The organism is Ruegeria sp. CE9, from assembly GCF_056537425.1.
This window is the reverse complement of record NZ_JBQFRO010000009.1, coordinates 46,486-63,607: the sequence shown is the minus strand read 5'-3', so window position 1 is coordinate 63,607 and position 17,122 is coordinate 46,486. Positions and strand designations below refer to the sequence as shown.

Annotated in this window: 15 protein-coding genes; 14 read left to right on the top strand and 1 reads right to left on the bottom strand. The window is 56.4% G+C overall.

The annotated features are described in order from the left end of the window. Positions 1 to 6 precede the first annotated feature (6 nt). The 13 genes from ACR0B3_RS16495 (at position 7) to ACR0B3_RS16435 (ending at position 14,733) form a co-directional block, all read left to right on the top strand. Positions 7 to 960 carry an ABC transporter permease gene (locus tag ACR0B3_RS16495; protein ID WP_480810033.1) on the top strand — a complete coding sequence of 318 codons (954 nt, stop codon included), beginning with the start codon at positions 7 to 9 and terminating at the stop codon, positions 958 to 960. Beyond that, complete coding sequence (locus tag ACR0B3_RS16490) at positions 950 to 1,789, top strand: ABC transporter permease (protein ID WP_480810032.1); 840 nt, start codon at positions 950 to 952, stop codon at positions 1,787 to 1,789. The genes ACR0B3_RS16495 and ACR0B3_RS16490 overlap by 11 nt, the downstream gene beginning before the upstream one ends. Before the next feature lie 3 nt (positions 1,790 to 1,792). Further along, positions 1,793 to 3,418, top strand: a complete 1,626-nt coding sequence (locus tag ACR0B3_RS16485; protein ID WP_480810031.1) for an ABC transporter ATP-binding protein — start codon at positions 1,793 to 1,795, stop codon at positions 3,416 to 3,418. Between the two features lie 3 nt (positions 3,419 to 3,421). Continuing rightward, entirely contained in the window at positions 3,422 to 5,455 is a 2,034-nt protein-coding gene (locus ACR0B3_RS16480) for an oxidoreductase (RefSeq protein ID WP_480810030.1), read from the top strand. A 98-nt stretch (positions 5,456 to 5,553) separates the two neighbouring features. Next, complete coding sequence (locus tag ACR0B3_RS16475) at positions 5,554 to 5,883, top strand: hypothetical protein (RefSeq protein ID WP_480810029.1); 330 nt, start codon at positions 5,554 to 5,556, stop codon at positions 5,881 to 5,883. A 113-nt stretch (positions 5,884 to 5,996) separates the two neighbouring features. After that, positions 5,997 to 7,046 carry a LacI family DNA-binding transcriptional regulator gene (locus ACR0B3_RS16470; RefSeq protein WP_480810028.1) on the top strand — a complete coding sequence of 350 codons (1,050 nt, stop codon included), beginning with the start codon at positions 5,997 to 5,999 and terminating at the stop codon, positions 7,044 to 7,046. Positions 7,047 to 7,109: 63 nt separating this feature from the next. Beyond that, positions 7,110 to 8,759, top strand: coding sequence for a GMC family oxidoreductase (locus ACR0B3_RS16465; RefSeq protein ID WP_480810027.1), 1,650 nt, complete (start codon positions 7,110 to 7,112; stop codon positions 8,757 to 8,759). 103 nt (positions 8,760 to 8,862) lie between these two features. Continuing rightward, positions 8,863 to 9,378 carry a VOC family protein gene (locus ACR0B3_RS16460; RefSeq protein WP_480810026.1) on the top strand — a complete coding sequence of 172 codons (516 nt, stop codon included), beginning with the start codon at positions 8,863 to 8,865 and terminating at the stop codon, positions 9,376 to 9,378. 61 nt (positions 9,379 to 9,439) lie between these two features. Next, positions 9,440 to 10,843 carry an extracellular solute-binding protein gene (locus ACR0B3_RS16455; protein ID WP_480810025.1) on the top strand — a complete coding sequence of 468 codons (1,404 nt, stop codon included), beginning with the start codon at positions 9,440 to 9,442 and terminating at the stop codon, positions 10,841 to 10,843. 76 nt (positions 10,844 to 10,919) lie between these two features. Next, a complete protein-coding gene (locus ACR0B3_RS16450; protein WP_480810024.1) occupies positions 10,920 to 11,807 on the top strand; it encodes a carbohydrate ABC transporter permease in 888 nt (295 codons plus the stop codon). 10 nt (positions 11,808 to 11,817) lie between these two features. Continuing rightward, on the top strand, positions 11,818 to 12,642 hold the full coding sequence (locus ACR0B3_RS16445; protein WP_480810023.1) for a carbohydrate ABC transporter permease: 825 nt from the start codon (positions 11,818 to 11,820) through the stop codon (positions 12,640 to 12,642). A gap of 10 nt (positions 12,643 to 12,652) precedes the next feature. After that, entirely contained in the window at positions 12,653 to 13,726 is a 1,074-nt protein-coding gene (locus tag ACR0B3_RS16440; protein WP_480810022.1) for an ABC transporter ATP-binding protein, read from the top strand. A 17-nt stretch (positions 13,727 to 13,743) separates the two neighbouring features. After that, entirely contained in the window at positions 13,744 to 14,733 is a 990-nt protein-coding gene (locus ACR0B3_RS16435) for a zinc-binding dehydrogenase (RefSeq protein WP_480810021.1), read from the top strand. A gap of 266 nt (positions 14,734 to 14,999) precedes the next feature. On the opposite strand, the gene ACR0B3_RS16430 is transcribed toward ACR0B3_RS16435, so the two are convergent. Further along, positions 15,000 to 15,674, bottom strand: a complete 675-nt coding sequence (locus ACR0B3_RS16430; RefSeq protein WP_480810020.1) for a TetR/AcrR family transcriptional regulator — start codon at positions 15,672 to 15,674, stop codon at positions 15,000 to 15,002. 269 nt (positions 15,675 to 15,943) lie between these two features. Between ACR0B3_RS16430 and ACR0B3_RS16425 the strand changes: the two genes are divergently transcribed. Beyond that, complete coding sequence (locus ACR0B3_RS16425; protein ID WP_480810019.1) at positions 15,944 to 17,050, top strand: sugar ABC transporter substrate-binding protein; 1,107 nt, start codon at positions 15,944 to 15,946, stop codon at positions 17,048 to 17,050. Positions 17,051 to 17,122: the final 72 nt, after the last annotated feature.

The window sequence follows — 17,122 nt, the reverse complement described above, 5'->3', positions numbered from 1 at the left end:
CAAAACATGGGGACTATCACGCCCTTGATCCTGAAACGCGTGGCATTGGGCATCTTGTCCTTGGTCGCCGTTTCCATGATCATCTTTTTTGCCGTTGAGCTGCTGCCCGGGGATATGGCCGAATCCATCCTGGGCCAGAACGCGACGCCTGAAACGCTCGACGCGATGCGCCGGGAGCTGGGCTTGGATCGTCCGGCTGTCACGCGCTATGTCGAATGGATTACCGGAGTTTTGCAGGGAGACCTCGGGCAATCGCTGTCAAGCGGGCGCGACGTGGTGGATTTGATCGGCTCGCGGTTTGGCGCAACGATTTTCCTGGCTGTCTACGCCGCGCTGATCTCGGTTCCACTCGCCTTGATACTGGGCATGGCCACCGCATTGTACCGCAACACCCGTTTTGATCGGATCACAAATGCCGGCGCGCTCTTCGCAATATCATTCCCCGAGTTTTTCATCGGCTATCTCCTGATCTACTTGTTGGCGCAAAACGGGTTCTTTCCAACCATGGCTCGCATCACCGAGGATATGGATTTGGGCCAAAGGTTGCATAGCACCTTCCTACCTGCGCTCACGCTGACCTTTGTGGTGGCCGGATACATGATGCGCATGACCCGCGCGGCCATCCTGAACGTGTTGTCGTCACCCTATATCGAGATGGCCCGTCTCAAAGGGGTGCGCCCCCGCAACGTGGTGCTCCGCCACGCGTTGCCCAATGCGGCGTCGCCCATCGTCAACGTAATCTCGCTCAGTCTTGCGTATCTGATTACGGGCGTCGTGATGGTTGAGGTGGTCTTTGTGTATCCCGGTGTCGGACAGTTGCTTGTGGACTCAGTTGTGCGCCGGGACTTGCCCGTCATCCAAGGGGTCAGCCTGCTTTTTGCCTCGGTCTACATTCTGCTGAACTTGGCGGCCGACGTTATTTCGATGCTCAGCAACCCGAGGCTCCTTCATGGCCGTTGATCGCACGGCAATCACCCAAACAATCGCCGATGCGCCGGGCTCGGCCAAGTTCGGGATGTTCATTGTCATGAGCTATGTGTTCGTGGCCTTGTTTGCGCCACTCATTGCACCTTTCTCCCAAACCGAGGTTGTCAGCGGCCCCTACGAAGCGGCAACGACCGCGCATTGGCTGGGCACGGATGCGCTCGGGCGCGATTTCTTTACACGTTTGATCTACGGCATCCGCAACACCGTTGGTATTGCGCTGATTACGACCATCGTGACTTTCTTGTTCGGGTCTTTTTTCGGGTTGCTTGCGGCCGTGCGCGGTGGCTGGGTTGATCAGCTTTTGTCGCGCATCGTGGATATCCTGATGTCCATCCCAGCACTGATATTCAAGCTGCTCTTGCTGTCGATTGCTGGAACGGCGGTGATCAACCTGATTCTCATCGTCGCCTTTGTCGACTCAACGCGGGTGTTCCGCCTGTCCAGGGCGGCCGCGGGCGATGTCGCGGTCATGGAGTTCATCGAAGCCGCGCGGCTCAGGGGCGAAACACAGTTGTCACTCATGCTGCGCGAAACGCTCCCCAACATCATTGCACCACTGGCGGCGGAATTTGGCGTGCGGTTCAGTTTCGTTTTTCTTGTGATCTCATCGCTGTCCTTTCTTGGCATTGGCATTCAGCCACCGGCGGCGGACCTGGGCTCAATGGTGAAAGAGAACGCGGCCCTGATCAGCTTTGGAAGCGTCACGCCCTTGATCCCCGCCTTTTGCATCGGCCTTCTGACAATTGGCGTGAACTTCATTGTTGACTGGCTTCTGCACATGACCAGTGGGCTAAAGGACTAGGCCATGACCGAGAAACCCCTTGTCAAAATTGAAAACCTTCAGATCGAAGGTCGGCGCGGACGCAGCTGGTCTCCGATCCTCAAAGGCGTGGACCTGACACTCGAACGGGGCAAGGTTCTGGGGCTTGTAGGTGAGTCCGGCGCCGGAAAGTCAACAATGGGCCTCGCGGCCATGGGGTATGCGCGTCCGGGATGTCGCATCAGCGGTGGCACCATAACTTTCGACGGCACGGACATCACCCGTGCGGATGAACCCTCTCTGCGCGCATTGTGGGGAAAACGCATCGCCTATGTCGCGCAATCGGCTGCTGCGAGCTTCAACCCCTCCCATCGGATCCTGCGCCAGCATTGCGAAGCGCCCAAGGACCACGGGACCGATGCCACGCTTGATCCGAAAATGGACGCGGTTGATCTTTATCGGCGCATGGGCTTGCCGGATCCTGAACATATCGGCGAGCGGTTTCCCCATCAGGTGTCCGGTGGGCAGTTGCAGCGCATGATGACGGCAATGGCGATGGCATGTCGTCCCGAACTGATCATCTTTGACGAACCCACGACGGCGCTGGATGTCACAACACAGATCGAAGTGCTTGGCTCGATCCGGCGAATTGTACGCGAGTTCGGAACGTCCGCGATCTACATCACGCACGACCTGGCCGTCGTGGCGCAAATGGCTGATAGCATCAAAGTCATGCGCTATGGTGAAACTGTCGAGGAGGGCCCGGTCCAGCAAATGCTGCACACGCCGCAGGAAGCGTATACCAAAAGCCTCTGGTCCGTGCGCGCGATGCAATCAGAGGGCAAAACCGACACGCCGGCAGGTCAGCCGCGCGTCGAAGTTGCCGATGTCACCGCGTCATATGGTGCCGTCAACGTATTGAAAGACATCAATATTTCCGTGGCCGCAGGCCGCACCACGGCAATTGTCGGGGAATCCGGGTCAGGCAAATCAACTTTGGCTCGCGTAATCTGCGGATTGCTTCCCCCGGACTCAGGAAGTGTTTGCGTTGACGGCAAAACCCTTGCGCCGGACTACCGTTCACGCAGCCGGGAAGGTCTGCGCAGCGTTCAGCTGATCTATCAGATGGCCGACACAGCACTGAACCCCCGCAAAACCATCGGCGAGCTGATCGGACGCCCGGCATCACTGTATCTGGGTTTGAAAGGCGCTGAACTTGAAACCCGCGTGCGCGAACTGATGGACATGGTACAGCTTGATCCCGACACCATGACGAAAGCGCTCCCGGGCGATCTCTCGGGTGGTCAAAAGCAACGTGTCGGGCTGGCACGCGCCCTGGCCGCTGATCCCGCCGTCATCATCTGTGATGAGGTCACGAGCGCGCTGGATCAGATCGTGGCCGTCGAAGTTTTGAAACTTCTCGAAGACATTCAGAAGAAACTGGGTGTCACTTATATTTTCATTACGCATGACTTCGAAGTTGTCGAAGCCATCGCCGAAGACGTAGCTGTCATGCAGCGCGGGGAGATTGTTGCGCAAGGTGCAAAGGAAACGGTCTTAAATGCACCGTTGCACCCTTATGTGGCCGAGCTCTTGCGCGCCGTGCCACAACGCGATGAAAACTGGCTGAGCCGCGTGACCGCTGATCGAAACTCCGAGAGCACAGTTTAACAGATGTCCAACGATCCTCTTCTCCAGCCCTATCAACTCAAACACCTGACCTTACGCAACCGGATTATGACCACCAGTCATGAGCCGGCCTATCCGGAAGACGGGATGCCAAAAGATCGCTACCGTTTGTATCATCTGGAACGCGCCAAAGCCGGTGTTGCCCTTACGATGACGGCAGGATCTGCTGCGGTGTCGCGCGACTCTCCACCGGTGTTCAACAATATTCTGGCTTGGAAAGACGAGGTCGTGCCCTGGATGAAACGCCTGGCCGATGACTGTCACGAAGCAGGTGCCGCCGTAATGATCCAGCTGACGCATCTTGGTCGCCGGACCCGCTGGGACAAGGGCGATTGGTTGCCCGTTCTGGGCGCAGGACCGTCACGGGAACCGGCCCACCGGTCCTTTCCCAAGGTGATCGAGGACTGGGACATCACCCGCGTCATCAAAGATTACGCCGATGCCGCCGAGCGCATGAAAGAGGCTGGACTCGATGGTGTGGAATTTGAATGTTACGGGCATCTTCTCGATCAGTTCCTGAGCCCGCTCACCAATGATTTGGAGACGCCCTATGGTGGGTCATTGGAAAACCGGATGCGCTTTGCGATGGAGGTTCTGGCGGCCTGCCGTGAGCGCGTTGGCGACCAATTCTTGCTTGGAATGCGCTACACCGCAGATGAGGACGCCAACGGCGGAACCACCGTTGATGAAGGGGTCGAGATTGCACGACGCTTCCGAGACTCGGGCCTTGTTGACTTTGTCAACGTGATCCGTGGTCAGATCCACACCGATGCGGCCCTGACCAATGTCATTCCGCTTCAGGGCATGAAGGCTTCCCCGCATCTGGATCTGGCCGGACGCATTCGTGCGGAGGTTGGCCTACCGACATTCCACGCGGCGCGCATCCCCGACGTCGCAACGGCCCGCTACGCCGTGTCCTCCGGGCAGCTGGATATGGTGGGCATGACCCGTGCGCACATGGCCGACCCTCATATTGTCAGGAAAATCACCGAGGGGCGCGAAGACGATATTCGACCCTGCGTCGGCGCGACCTATTGCCTTGACCGGATTTATCAGGGCACGCCTGCCTTATGCATTCATAACCCATCGACCGGGCGCGAGGAACACCTTCCTCATCAAATCGAACCCGCCGATACCGCAAGACATGTGGTCATTGTCGGCGCTGGTCCTGCGGGGCTGGAAGCGGCGCAAGTTGGGGCAAAACGCGGCCACAAGGTCACGGTTCTCGAGGCCGCCGACCAACCCGGCGGACAGGTCCGTCTGACAGCGCAGACACCGCGAAAAGCCGAAATGATCAGCATCATCGACTGGCGCATGGGACAATGTGCGGCACGTGACGTCGACTTCCGCTTCAACACGCTTGCCGAAGCCGACGACGTTCTGGCCCTGAACCCGGATGTCGTGATCGTCGCCACAGGTGGGCTGCCGCGCGCCGATGTACTGGAGAGCGGTGAGGATCTCGTCGTTTCGGCATGGGACATCCTGTCCGGCGATGTGAAACCGGGGTCCGATGTCCTTCTTTTCGATGACGCAGGGGATCACGTTGCAATGCAAGCTGCTGAAAAACTGGCAGAAAGCGGCGCGCGGGTCGAAATCATGACGCCGGACCGCAGCTTCGCGCCCGAGGTCATGGGCATGAACCTGACCCCCTATATGCGGGCGCTGCAAGGCCAGAATGTGACCTTTACCGTGACCTATCGGCTGACGTCAGTCGAGCGCAACGGAAACGGTCTGCGCGCAGTTGTGGGATCTGACTACAAGGACGTAAAGCTACACAGGGACGTCGATCAGGTGGTTGTTAATCACGGCACCTTCCCGCTTGACGAGCTCTATTTCGAACTGAAACCCCAATCGGCCAATCTGGGCGCAGTCGACTACGACGCTTTCACTGCGGGCCGACCACAAACAATATTTGGCGGCCCCGGCAGCTTTCAACTGTTCCGGATCGGTGATGCTGTCGAAGCCCGAAATATACATGCCGCAATATACGAGGCCAACCGCCTTTTGAGAGTGTTGTAATGGTGTAGGAGCGGGCTGGCTCACTGTGGGAGCAAACCCACAGGTCAATCCAAACTCCCACAAAGTTGGAGACCTCATTAAAGGCTGACCTGCTTGTCGTGGGCGCCGGTTTCACAGGATGTTCCGCAGCGCTTCAAACGTTACAATTAGGCGCGCGGGTGGTCGTATTGGAAGCAAATTCAATTGCCCATGGCGGATTCTGGGCGAAATGTTGGCTTGGTCAATGCTGGGTTGTGGTCGCCACCGGAAGACACAACGCGAGAGTTGGGTCAAGAGAATGGTATGCGACTGCTCAATGCCCTGTCCGGCGCCTCGGATTTGGTTTTTTCGGCTGTTCGAGTCAAATGACATCCAGTGCGAGGCGACACGCTATGGAACCCTACATTTCGCCCACGCGCCCCGCAGCATTAAAGCTTCGTCGATGTTGAAGCGAATGCCTTGAAGCCGAGCATCGGGCGCGTTCAGACCTTTGTCGTGAAGCCGCAAAGTATGGACATGAATGCCAAAACTGTGATCCTCTCTCGCACGGCGTCTAGCGCCTTTGGTTGTCTTTGCTGGCACATCATTTTGGAATGCGGTTTTGAAACGAATAAAAATATCTGACATTGCGAAGGCGGCCGGAGTTTCCAATGCGACGGTATCTTACGCTCTGAGTAACAGCGGCAGAGTTTCCGCGAAAACGCGAGACAATATTCTGAAAATTTCGCAGGAGTTAGGCTTTATTCGCGATGATAAAGCGGCGCAATTGCGGACCGGTCAATCGTCGCTTTTGGGTGTTGTTTTAAACACTGTCGTGAACCCTTTTTTCAGCGAGCTTGTCGCGGCGTTGGAAACTACGGCCTATGAAGAAGGTTTTCTGACACTCTTGGCAACGGCCCAGAATGACGCAGTGAGGCAGCAAAAGCTGATTGCCTCGATGATCGCGCAGGGTGTTGCTGGGATCGTGGTAAGCCCGGTTCATGTGCCGGGCCAGACAACCATTGCGGAAACCGTGCGTCGCAATATTCCAACGGTTGTTTGCGTGCGTGACATGCCGGGCTCCGGTGCTACTTTTGTCGGGGCCGACGAGGTCGCGTCCGGGTATTTGGCGTGTAGGCATTTGGTCGAGAGTGGTCACCGGTCGTTTTGGTTCATCGGTGGGTATGAACAGACGACGACCTGGCAGGGGCGGAAAGCAGGGGTTTTGAAAGCATTGGATGAGGCGGGTCTGTCCGCAGATGCGGTTGAAGCGCTTCCTGGATCGCAACTGCCTGAATTTGCGTTTCAGAAACTGATTGAGGCGAAACAGAAAGGCACTCTGCCGACTGCGGTTTTATGTTTCAATGATGATCAGGCGTCTGGCGTCTATCGGGCGGCAAAGCATGTGGGTGCCACCATCGGTGAGTCACTTTCAGTTGTTGGCTTTGACAATATCCAACAAAACGACGCGATGATTCCGGGTCTGACAAGTATCGACATCCACCCCAAGCAGATCGGCCAAATGTCGGCTGAAATGGTGGTTAAGATGTTGCGGTCCCCGGATGGGCAATTTGAACCTGTGATACTGAAGCCTGAGTTGGTTGTTCGCGGGTCCGTGGCGCGCCTGACTTGACATAGGCAAACGACCATGTGAACGTTAGTAACCATACGGTTACTTCAAGTTCGGGATCAGGGCATGTCTAAAGAACTCTACGACTATGTGATCGTGGGTGGCGGGTCATCGGGCTGCGTTCTAGCCGCACGGCTGAGCGAAGACCCGGACGTCCGGGTGCTCTTGATTGAAGCCGGGGGGCGGGATCGCAATCCGCTGTTCCACATGCCCGCAGGCTTTGCGAAAATGACGAAAGGCATTGCATCCTGGGGGTGGTCTACCGTTCCCCAAAAAGGTCTGAACGGTCGGTCTTTGTGGTACACTCAGGCGCGCGTGATTGGTGGAGGGTCGTCCATCAATGCCCAGATCTACACGCGCGGCAACCAAAAAGACTATGACAACTGGGTCGAGCATCACGGATGCGACGGGTGGACCTATCGCGAGGTCTTGCCCTATTTCAAACGCGGGGAAGGCAACGAACGGTTCGACGATGACTATCACGGCGGCGACGGCCCGCTCGGGGTTTCCATGCCGCGCGGTGCGCTTCCCATTTGCAGCGCGTTCATTCGGGCCGCGCAACAATGGGGACTGCCGTACAATCATGATTTTAACGGCAAGCAACAGGCAGGCTGCGGGTTCTATCAACTGACGCAGAAGAACGCCCGGCGCTCGTCCACGGCGCAGGCCTATTTGAAGGATGCCGAAAAGCGGAAAAATATGACGGTGATGACCGGGGCGCAGGTTCACAGGCTGGTCACTGAAGCCAAACGCGTGATTGGGGTCGAGTTGCTGACCGGTTCTGAAAAGACTGTGCTGAGAGCCGAACGCGAGGTACTGCTGACTTCAGGTGCAATCGGCTCTCCACGATTGATGATGTTGTCAGGTATCGGACCAGCAGATCACTTGCGCGAGGTGGGGATTGACGTTGTGCATGATCTCCCGGGTGTGGGCGCGAACCTTCAGGACCACCTGGATCTGTGCACCATATCCGAATGCACCGGTCGCCACACTTATGATGGCACGGACCGGCTGGACCGTACCGTTTTGGCCGGGCTTCAGTATCTGTTGACAAAGACTGGTCCGGTGACCGCATCCCTATTTGAGACCGGGGGGTTTTGGTATGCGGATGAGGACGCCGAGGCGCCGGATATGCAATTTCATCTGGGGCAGGGTTCGGGCATTGAAAAGGGGATCGTGAAAATCGACGGCTGCGGTGTGACGCTTAACAGCACATTTGCCCGTCCACGATCGCGAGGAACGGTTCGACTTGCGTCTGCTGATCCAAGTGTGGCGCCGCTGATCGACCCGAATTTCTGGGGCGATCCGTATGATCGGGAAATGTCCCTGCGCGGCTTGAAAATGGCGCGGGAGATCATGCAACAGCCCGCTTTAAAGGACTATGTCCGCAAAGAGATTCTGCCAGGTGCGGGTGCTTCAGATGCCGAGATTATCGACTATGCGATTGCTATCGCCAAAACCGATCACCACCCCGTCGGAACCTGCAAGATGGGGCATGACGCGACGGCGGTCGTCGATCCAGAGCTGAAAGTCCACGGCCTCGAAGGGTTGCGAATTTGCGATGCATCGATCATGCCGGCGATCAACTCGTCCAACACCAACGCTCCGACCATAATGATCGGTGAGAAAGCGTCTGACATGGTGCGCGGGCTGGACCCGTTGCCAGCGGTGATTTTTGCGGACGAACTTAACGATAATCGCCGCCATCTGCGCTGAAACCGCTGATATTTAACGACGAATGATGCCTGTGAAAAATATCCTTGATTAAGTAACTAAATAGTGCGTTAATCGTTTCAGCAATTAAGACTGGGAGGTTAATTTGTCAGCACTCGGATTGCATCACATCGGCTTCACCGTTCCGGATATGGAAGAGGCGGTGGCCTTTTTTGCTGACGTCTTTGGCGCGGTTACAATTATGGAATGCGGCTCGGTCGACGTGGATGACGAATTCATGCTGACAAGGCTGGGCGTCCCTGCGGGGTGCAAAATTACGGATCAGAGAGTCTTGCAAGTTGGCAGGGGCGGCTCGCTTGAGGTTTTTGAATATTCCGGCGTCGCCGAACCAAAACCGATCAAACACAATGGCGAGGTCGGCGCGATGCACATCGCGTTTGAAGTCGAGGATGCATTTGCGACCGCTGAGCGACTGAAAAGCAAGGGTGCCGATGTTTTGGAAGGCCCCACGCTGATCGAAGGCGGGCCCATGGATCAACTCGTCTGGATGTACCTGCGCACGCCCTGGGGCCAGTATCTTGAAATCGTGAGTGCCGACGGTCCCTTGGGATACGAAGCCGATGCCACAGAGATTCTGTGGACCCCGTCAAAGGGTGAATGATTGACAAAGGTTAAACGTTTAACCAATGGCGTGAAAAGCGCCTCACACCGGAGGAGGAAAAATGAAATTACTTAGACTGGCTGCGCTTGCGTCGGTTATGGCGATCACCGCCGGAACTGCCGCTTATGCGAAAGACTTCGACGGCGTCGAACTGAAGATGCTGGCGATTGGCGATACGTCTGTCACACGGTTGGCCCCAATCGTTGGTGAGTTCGAAGAGCTCACCGGCGCGAAAGTTCAGATCGACATGTTTCCCTATCCGGGCCTGATCGACAAAATCGTAATCGAAGCCAGCGCCAATGACCCATCCTACCAGCTGATGTGGGTTGATAGTCCCTGGGTCGGGGTACTGGGTGAATCCGGCGCGCTTCAGGACCTGACCGAGTGGGTCAAGCGGGACGCCGAAGAAATCCATCTGGACGACATCGTGCCGATCCAATTGCAGGAAAACACCTGGCAGGGGCAGCTTCTGGCCTTCCCGGCATCGGGTATGATCTGGCATCAAAACTACCGTAAAGACCTGTTCGAGCACCCGGACGAACAGGCCGCGTTCAAGGAAAAATACGGCTATGATCTGGCCCCGGCACAGACCTGGGATCAGTATGTCGACATTGCCGAGTTCTTCACCCGCAAAGCGGGCGACACCTTGGCCGGGGAAACTCTTGAAAAGGACTTCTACGGCAACGCACAAGCCTACAGTCGCGTTGCGGGCGCCATCACACATGACTTCTTTCCGATCATGCGCAGTTTCGGCGGCAGCTACTGGGACCCTGAAACCGGGCTGTGCGCGATGGATAGCGAAGCCGCCCTGGCCGCCGCCGACGTGATGAAACGTCTGGTTGCCTTCAACCCGCCGGATTATCTGGGTCTGATGTGGGATATTCGCACCGGGTATATGGAGCGTGCCGAGGTGGCCCAATCCAGCTATTGGTCCGTGCGCACCGTGCGTCTGACCAACCCGGAAGAAGCTGTTCTGCCGACGGTTGGTGAGGCCGGATATGCGGCCAGCCCGACTGGTGACGGCAATCCCCAGCCCACCATGACTGGGGCGTTGAGCTTTGGCATCAACTCAAAGGCTTCGGATCAGGAAAAAGAGGCCGCCTGGGAATTCATCAAATGGGGCACATCGCGTGGCATGATGCGCCGATTTGCCGAGGAAGGATCAGGGGTTAGCCAGTTCCACAAGTCAATCCTATCGGACCCGGAACTGCAAGTGAAATACCCCTATTATAAAGTGCTTCTGGAGACGCAGGACAATGCGAAACGCCGTATCTTCCACCCGTTCTATGCCGATGTGGAAGAGATTTTCGGCGTCGAGCTGAACAAGTACATGGCAGGTGAGACCGATACAGCACAAGAGGCGCTGACCAATGCCTGCACCAAGATCAATACGCGGCTGAAGGTCTTCCCGGAAGAGCTGCGCCTGCGGTGGATCAACGACGCACCGGCCGAGATCTTCAATTGAGGCCGGCCTCCCAGCCGCTCCGGCGTGACAACCGGGGCGGCACCCAAGCCCAAAATTCTGACGAAAGTACCGCTTCATGGCGTATATCCGTAAGCGCAACAGAAAGATCTTTCTGATCTTCCTCCTGCCGGCTATTCTGGTCCTGTTCCTGACGACCATCTATCCGATGCTCTATGCAGGCTACCTGAGCTTCCGCTCCTACGATCTGGCCAAGCCCTTTGTGCCCCGCGTGTTCGTCGGGTGGAGCAACTACAATCAGGTGCTGACCGGAGGTGATTTTCTGCACGCCCTGAAAATCACGTTCCAGTTGATGGCAATTATACTCAGCATCCAGTTGTTCGTCGGTGTGGGCCTTGCGTTGTTGGTCACACAGCGTTTGCCGGGCATGGGGATCGCACGAACGCTGCTGTTGATCCCAATGATGATCTCACCTGTGATCGTGGGTCTTGTCTGGTTGTTCCTCTATTTCCCTGAACTGGGGTATCTGAACTATTTTCTGAGCTTTCTGGGCGTAGGCCCTGTTTCGTGGATCACTTCGCCGGACTGGGCGCTTTGGGCGATTGCCATAGCCGATATCTGGCAATGGACGCCCTTTATCATGATGGGCACAGCTGCCGCATTGACCAGCCTGTCGCCTGAGCCGTACGAGGCTGCGCGGATCGACGGTAACACCCGCTGGCAGGTTTTCCGCTATGTGACCTTGCCGCAATTGAAACCGGTTTTGGTAAGCCTGCTGTTTCTGCGCGCCATCGACGCCTTCAAGATCTACGACATCATCTTTGTTCTGACCAAAGGCGGACCGGGCGACTCGACCGAGGTTCTTTCCCTCTACATCTACCGCCAATCCTTCACCTTCTGGCAGATGGGCGTCGGGGCTGCCGCGTCCTTCGTGTCGCTGATTATTATCGTTGTCCTGATCACCTTCTTCTTCAAATCACTCAATCGCGATCCGATGCAGACCTGAGGCGATCATCATGAACAAACCAAGCACACAACAGGCCGTATTGGTCTATACCCTGCTGGGAATTGCGCTGATCGTCTTCATGACGCCGATCTATCTAATCGCGTCGTCGTCGATAAAGCCAAGTCCGATCATGTTCCAGAGGCCACCCGCCATGGTTTTTGAACCAACGCTGGACCACTACCGCGATCTTTTTGCGATGCGCCCGTTTGGCAAATTCATCGGCAACAGCCTGATGGTGGCGTTAGGATCAACTGCATTTTCCGTGTTTTTCGGGAGCATCGCGGCCTATGCGATCAGCCGGATCAAGCACAAACGCATGAACGATGTCGCCTTCTGGATTCTGTCTATGCGGATGTTTCCACCAATCGCGGTGGTTGTGCCGTACTACATCATCTTCAAGACAGTTGGTCTGCTGGATACCCCGATTGCGCTGATCATCGTCTATTCCACCGCCAATATTCCGCTGACCGTCTGGCTGATGAAGGGGTTTTTCGACGAGGTTCCAACTGCCCTGGAAGAGGCCGCAGCCGTGGATGGGCATGGTCTGATCGCGATTTTCTGGAAAGTTACGCTGCCGCTGGCGGCACCCGGTCTCGCCGTATCGGCAGTGTTCTGCTTCATCTTTTCATGGAACGAATTTCTGTTCGCGCTGATGCTGACCGGTTCAAACGCGCAAACCGCTCCTGTGGCCGTCATGTCCTTCTGGTCGTCAGATGCGGTGCAATGGGGGCGCATTATGGCCGGATCCTTCGTCATTCTCATTCCCGGTGTCGTCTTTGTCCTGACCTGCCAGCGGTGGCTGGTGCGCGGGTTGACGATGGGGTCCGTCAAGTAAAGGAAGTGAAATGTCAGCGATTACGTTGAGAAACATCATCAAACGTTATGGGCAGGTCCAGGTCGTGCATGGTATCGACCTGGATGTGGAAGAGGGTGAGTTTGTCGTTCTGCTAGGACCATCCGGCTGCGGAAAAACAACGACCCTGCGCATGGTTGCCGGACTCGAGGACGTGTCAGACGGGGATCTCTTCATCGACGGTGTCAGGGTCAACGAAGTGGCCCCAAAAGACCGGGGTGTGGCGATGGTGTTCCAGAACTACGCTCTGTACCCTCATATGACCGTCAGACAAAATATGGAGTTCGCGCTGAAACCTCTGGCCCTGTCCGCCGATGAGGTGGCCCGCCGTGTGGATGAGGTTGCAAACACTCTGGGTCTGTCCGAACTGCTTGCCCGCCGACCAGCGCAGCTTTCCGGCGGGCAACGCCAGCGTGTTGCAATGGGGCGGGCGATGGTGCGAACGCCGGATGTGTTCCTGTTTGATGAACCTCTGTCCAATCTGGATGCAAAACTGCGCACACAGGTCCGATTGGAGATTGCCAAGCTGCACAACCGGCTCGGCACAACCGTTCTCTACGTCACGCATGATCAGGTTGAGGCGATGACTCTGGCGGACAAGATCGTCATTATGCGCGACGGGTATATTGAGCAGGTCGGCACACCGGAAGAGGTCTATAGCAAACCCAACAATATGTTTGTTGCCACGTTCATCGGATCACCTCCGATGAACATGGTACCGGCGCGCGTTGCTCAGGGTCAGTTGCTGGCTGACGGTCTTTCCATTTCTGTTCCATCCCGCTTTTTTGCGGCGCTTACCGAAGGGCAGGCCGTAACGATCGGCATTCGCCCAAACGGGTTGTCCGTGGCCGCTGGCGATGCGTCCGACGCGCTTCCGGTTCGGGTCGAAGTGACCGAATATCTCGGGAACGAAGCGCTTTTGGACTTGCGCGCCGGAACACATGAGTTGATCGCAGAAGTGCCAGCCATCGGGCGCCCCTCACCGGGGGATGAAATCCGCATTCAGCTCAACCCGGACGCCATTCATCTCTTTGATACCGAAAGCGGCGCAAGCCTGTCGCTCTAAAGAAGGAAACACCCGTTATGCCAAAAGAAATTGTCATTCCGGCCAAAAACACGTTTGTGCTGTGCGACTATCAGGACGGCCAATTGGCGGCGGATGAAATCCGGGGCCCAACCATTGCGACTCTGGTCAGTCAGGGTACCGAACTCGCATGGGCGAATGGCGAGGAGTTTCCGATCCGGCCCGGTTATGCTGCTGTCTTTCTGGTCGAAGACATCGGATCTGACGTTCAGGGGATCAAGACGGGTGAGTTGCGGTTCTGCATGGGCCACCACCGGTCTACGCAACAACACTGCGCGCGCCATACGCTGCCGGTGCCATCTGGAATGGACGCCGAAACCGCGCTGTTGGTCCGGCTGATGGGCGTTTCGATGACCACGCTCATGACCACAAAGGCCCGACCCGGTGACAAAGTGATCATCTGCGGGGCCGGGCCGGTGGGCCTTCTGGCGGCTCACAACTTCAGGATAGGCGGGTATGATGTTGCGGTCGTGGAACCTGATCCATTGCGACGAGGTCAGGTGGAAGCCTCCGGCATTGCAACGACATTTGCGACGATGCCCCTCAACAACCAAGATTTTGCGCGCAACGTCGTACTGGTCGTTGACTGTTCAGGCCACGAAGCAGCAATTCTGGATGCTTGCCGCGTGGTCCGACAAGGGGGCGAAGTTGTTTTGGTCGGCGTCCCTTGGCAACAACGCACTGACATTGCCGCGCATGACATCCTGCGCGAGGTCTTCTTCAGCTACGTCAATCTGCGCAGCGGATGGGAATGGGAGCTGCCGATCCACGCCCGCGGCTTTGTTTGGGAAGAGCTGTTGGAAGGTTACAACAATGCACCACAGAGCGTGTTCTCCGGCTTTCAAAAAGCACTGACTTGGCTGGCAGAACGCCGTTTGGACATGAGCCCCCTGATGACCCGAAGAACGGTTGAAGATGTTGCCGCGATCTATTCAGAGATATCTTCGCGATCAATCGAGGAACCATTGATCGTACTGGATTGGGCGTAGATGTGAGGCCGTGACCTGGTTTGCGTCAATAAGGAAAAGCTAATTTGTCTGTCGCGGCAATTTCGAATGTATTGAGTTCTTGCAGGGCAAACGCACCACCTGTCGGAGGTCGATACACCCCTCATTGCCGTGACCTGCCACGGCGACAAAATGGCGTTCAGCGCAAGTCATGGTTCACCGCCTTAAACACTCCGATCATGAAGCAAAGACAAGAAAATTACGTCCGAACCGATTGTTTGGGATTCTACCGTGGCACCGCAGTCTGACTAAGTTTGGCGCTCTGCGTGATTAAGCGCGTTGCTGTCGGAATGCACCAGTCTCAGGATGGTTTCGACGTTGAAATCCAACCGCTCTTTCAGCGCCGCTTCATCCATCAGATCGCGACCAAACAGGAAGGACCCTGTATGCCTGTTTGTCAGATAATAGTATCCGATGGCTGCAATCGTAATGTTCAGTTGCGTCGCGTCCAGGTTGGGGCGAAACTCGCCTGTCTCCTGACCGCGTTTTAGTATCCGGTCGACGAGATCTACGAGACCGCGCATTGTTTCGGGCAGGCTGGACAAGGTCTTGATATGCCGGGCGCGGTGTAGGTTTTCGCTGTTGACCAGAGTGATGAACTCGGGGTTCTTCAGGTAATACTCCCAGGTAAATCGAACCAAAGATTCAAGTGCGTCAGAGGGCGACAGGTTCTCGAGGTCCAGTTTTTGTTCCGCGTTACGAATATCCAGGTAGGCGTTTTCCAGCACAGTACGGAACAGGTCTTCTTTGCTGCCGAAATAGTGGTACAGCATGCGCTTGTTTGCATTTGCCCGTTCGGCAATTTCATCCACACGCGCGCCGCCAAGCCCGTTCTTGGCGAATTCTTTCTTTGCGGCTCGTAAAATTCTCGCTTTGGTTGCCTCGGCGTCTCGTTTCTTTTTGTTTTTTGTGACTTCAGCCACTTTTTGCTCCCCGTTTCCTTTGTTGAAAGCTGTTTATGCCGTTCTCGATAGAATAGTTATCACGAATTCCCTCATTCGCTAAGGCGGCAATCGAATTGATACTGGAAGTTTGCTCACCTCTTATATGGTGGTCTTAACACTTGACACCGCCCTCTGTAAAGAAGTAACCAGTTAGTGCGTTATGGTCGCGGCGATAGGGCCGCTAAACAAGCCTTGGGGGAGGAAAAGGCTGCTTCGGGCTTTGTCAGGAAAACCAAAGGGAGGACAAAATGTCATTCATTAAAAAGTTCATCGAGCAGGAGACGATCACCCGTCGCAACTTTCTGCTTGCTTCGGCCTACGGTGTAGGTGGTGCTGCGGTTTCGAGTATGCTGGGTGGAATGGCCCGTGCCGCGATAACGGACCCGACCGTAGCATGGTCGTACCGCAACCGTACAAACCCATACTGGAACGAGATCGTAAGTGGCGGTGAAGCTTTTGTGGAAAGCCTAGGCAAACCCAAGGATTTCCTGACTCACCTGATCAACGAAGGCTCCTCCGAGAAGTCGCTGGCAGACGTCAAGGCACTGCTGTCGAAAACCAATGGCGAACTGGCGCTTGCCATCGACACGAACGACGCCCCGAACGCGCGCCCGGTTGTCGAGGCCGTGGCCGAGGCAGGTGGGTACGTATCAACGATCTGGAACAAGACCGACGACCTTCATCCCTGGGATTTTGGCGATCACTATGTCAGCCATATGACCTGGTCCGATGAAGGCCCGGCCGAACAAACTGCGCGCATCCTGCTGGATGCGATGGGCGGTTCCGGTGGCGTCGTCCACTTGGGTGGTATCGCCTCGAACAACCCGGCGATTGAACGTCTGGCGGGTCTGAAGACCGCGCTGCAAGACTATCCGAATGCCGAGCTGCTGGCGGCTGAGCCTGCGGATTGGGACACGCAGAAAGCCAACCAGGTCATGAGCGCTTTCCTGACCCGCTATGGTGACGAGATCAAAGGTGTGCACTGTGCGAACGACACCATTGCCTACGGTGTGTTGGAAGCGCTTCGCGCGGAAGGAATCGACGATATGCCCATCGTGTCTTACGATGGCAACCCGCAAGCCGTGGGTCTGGTTGGCGAGGGCAAGATCCTGGCGACCGTCTTCACCAACCCGCACTGGGGTGGCGGTATCACCGCAGCGCTGGCCTATTATGCGGCCACGGGTCACTTCAAGCCTTCGGAAGAACCGCATGAAAACCGCGAGTTCTACGGTCCGACCATCATGATACGTCCCGAAGACGCTCTGGCGTTCAAGGCTGAGTATCTGGACAGCGTTCCGACCTATGACTGGAAAGATTTCTGGGGTCCGACAAACGGCCAGATTCAGTACAAGTAAAGAACCTGTGCGGACCGGTTTCACCCCGGTCCGCCCTTCTGAAGTCCGGAGCTGGCGACGGACGACCCGAAC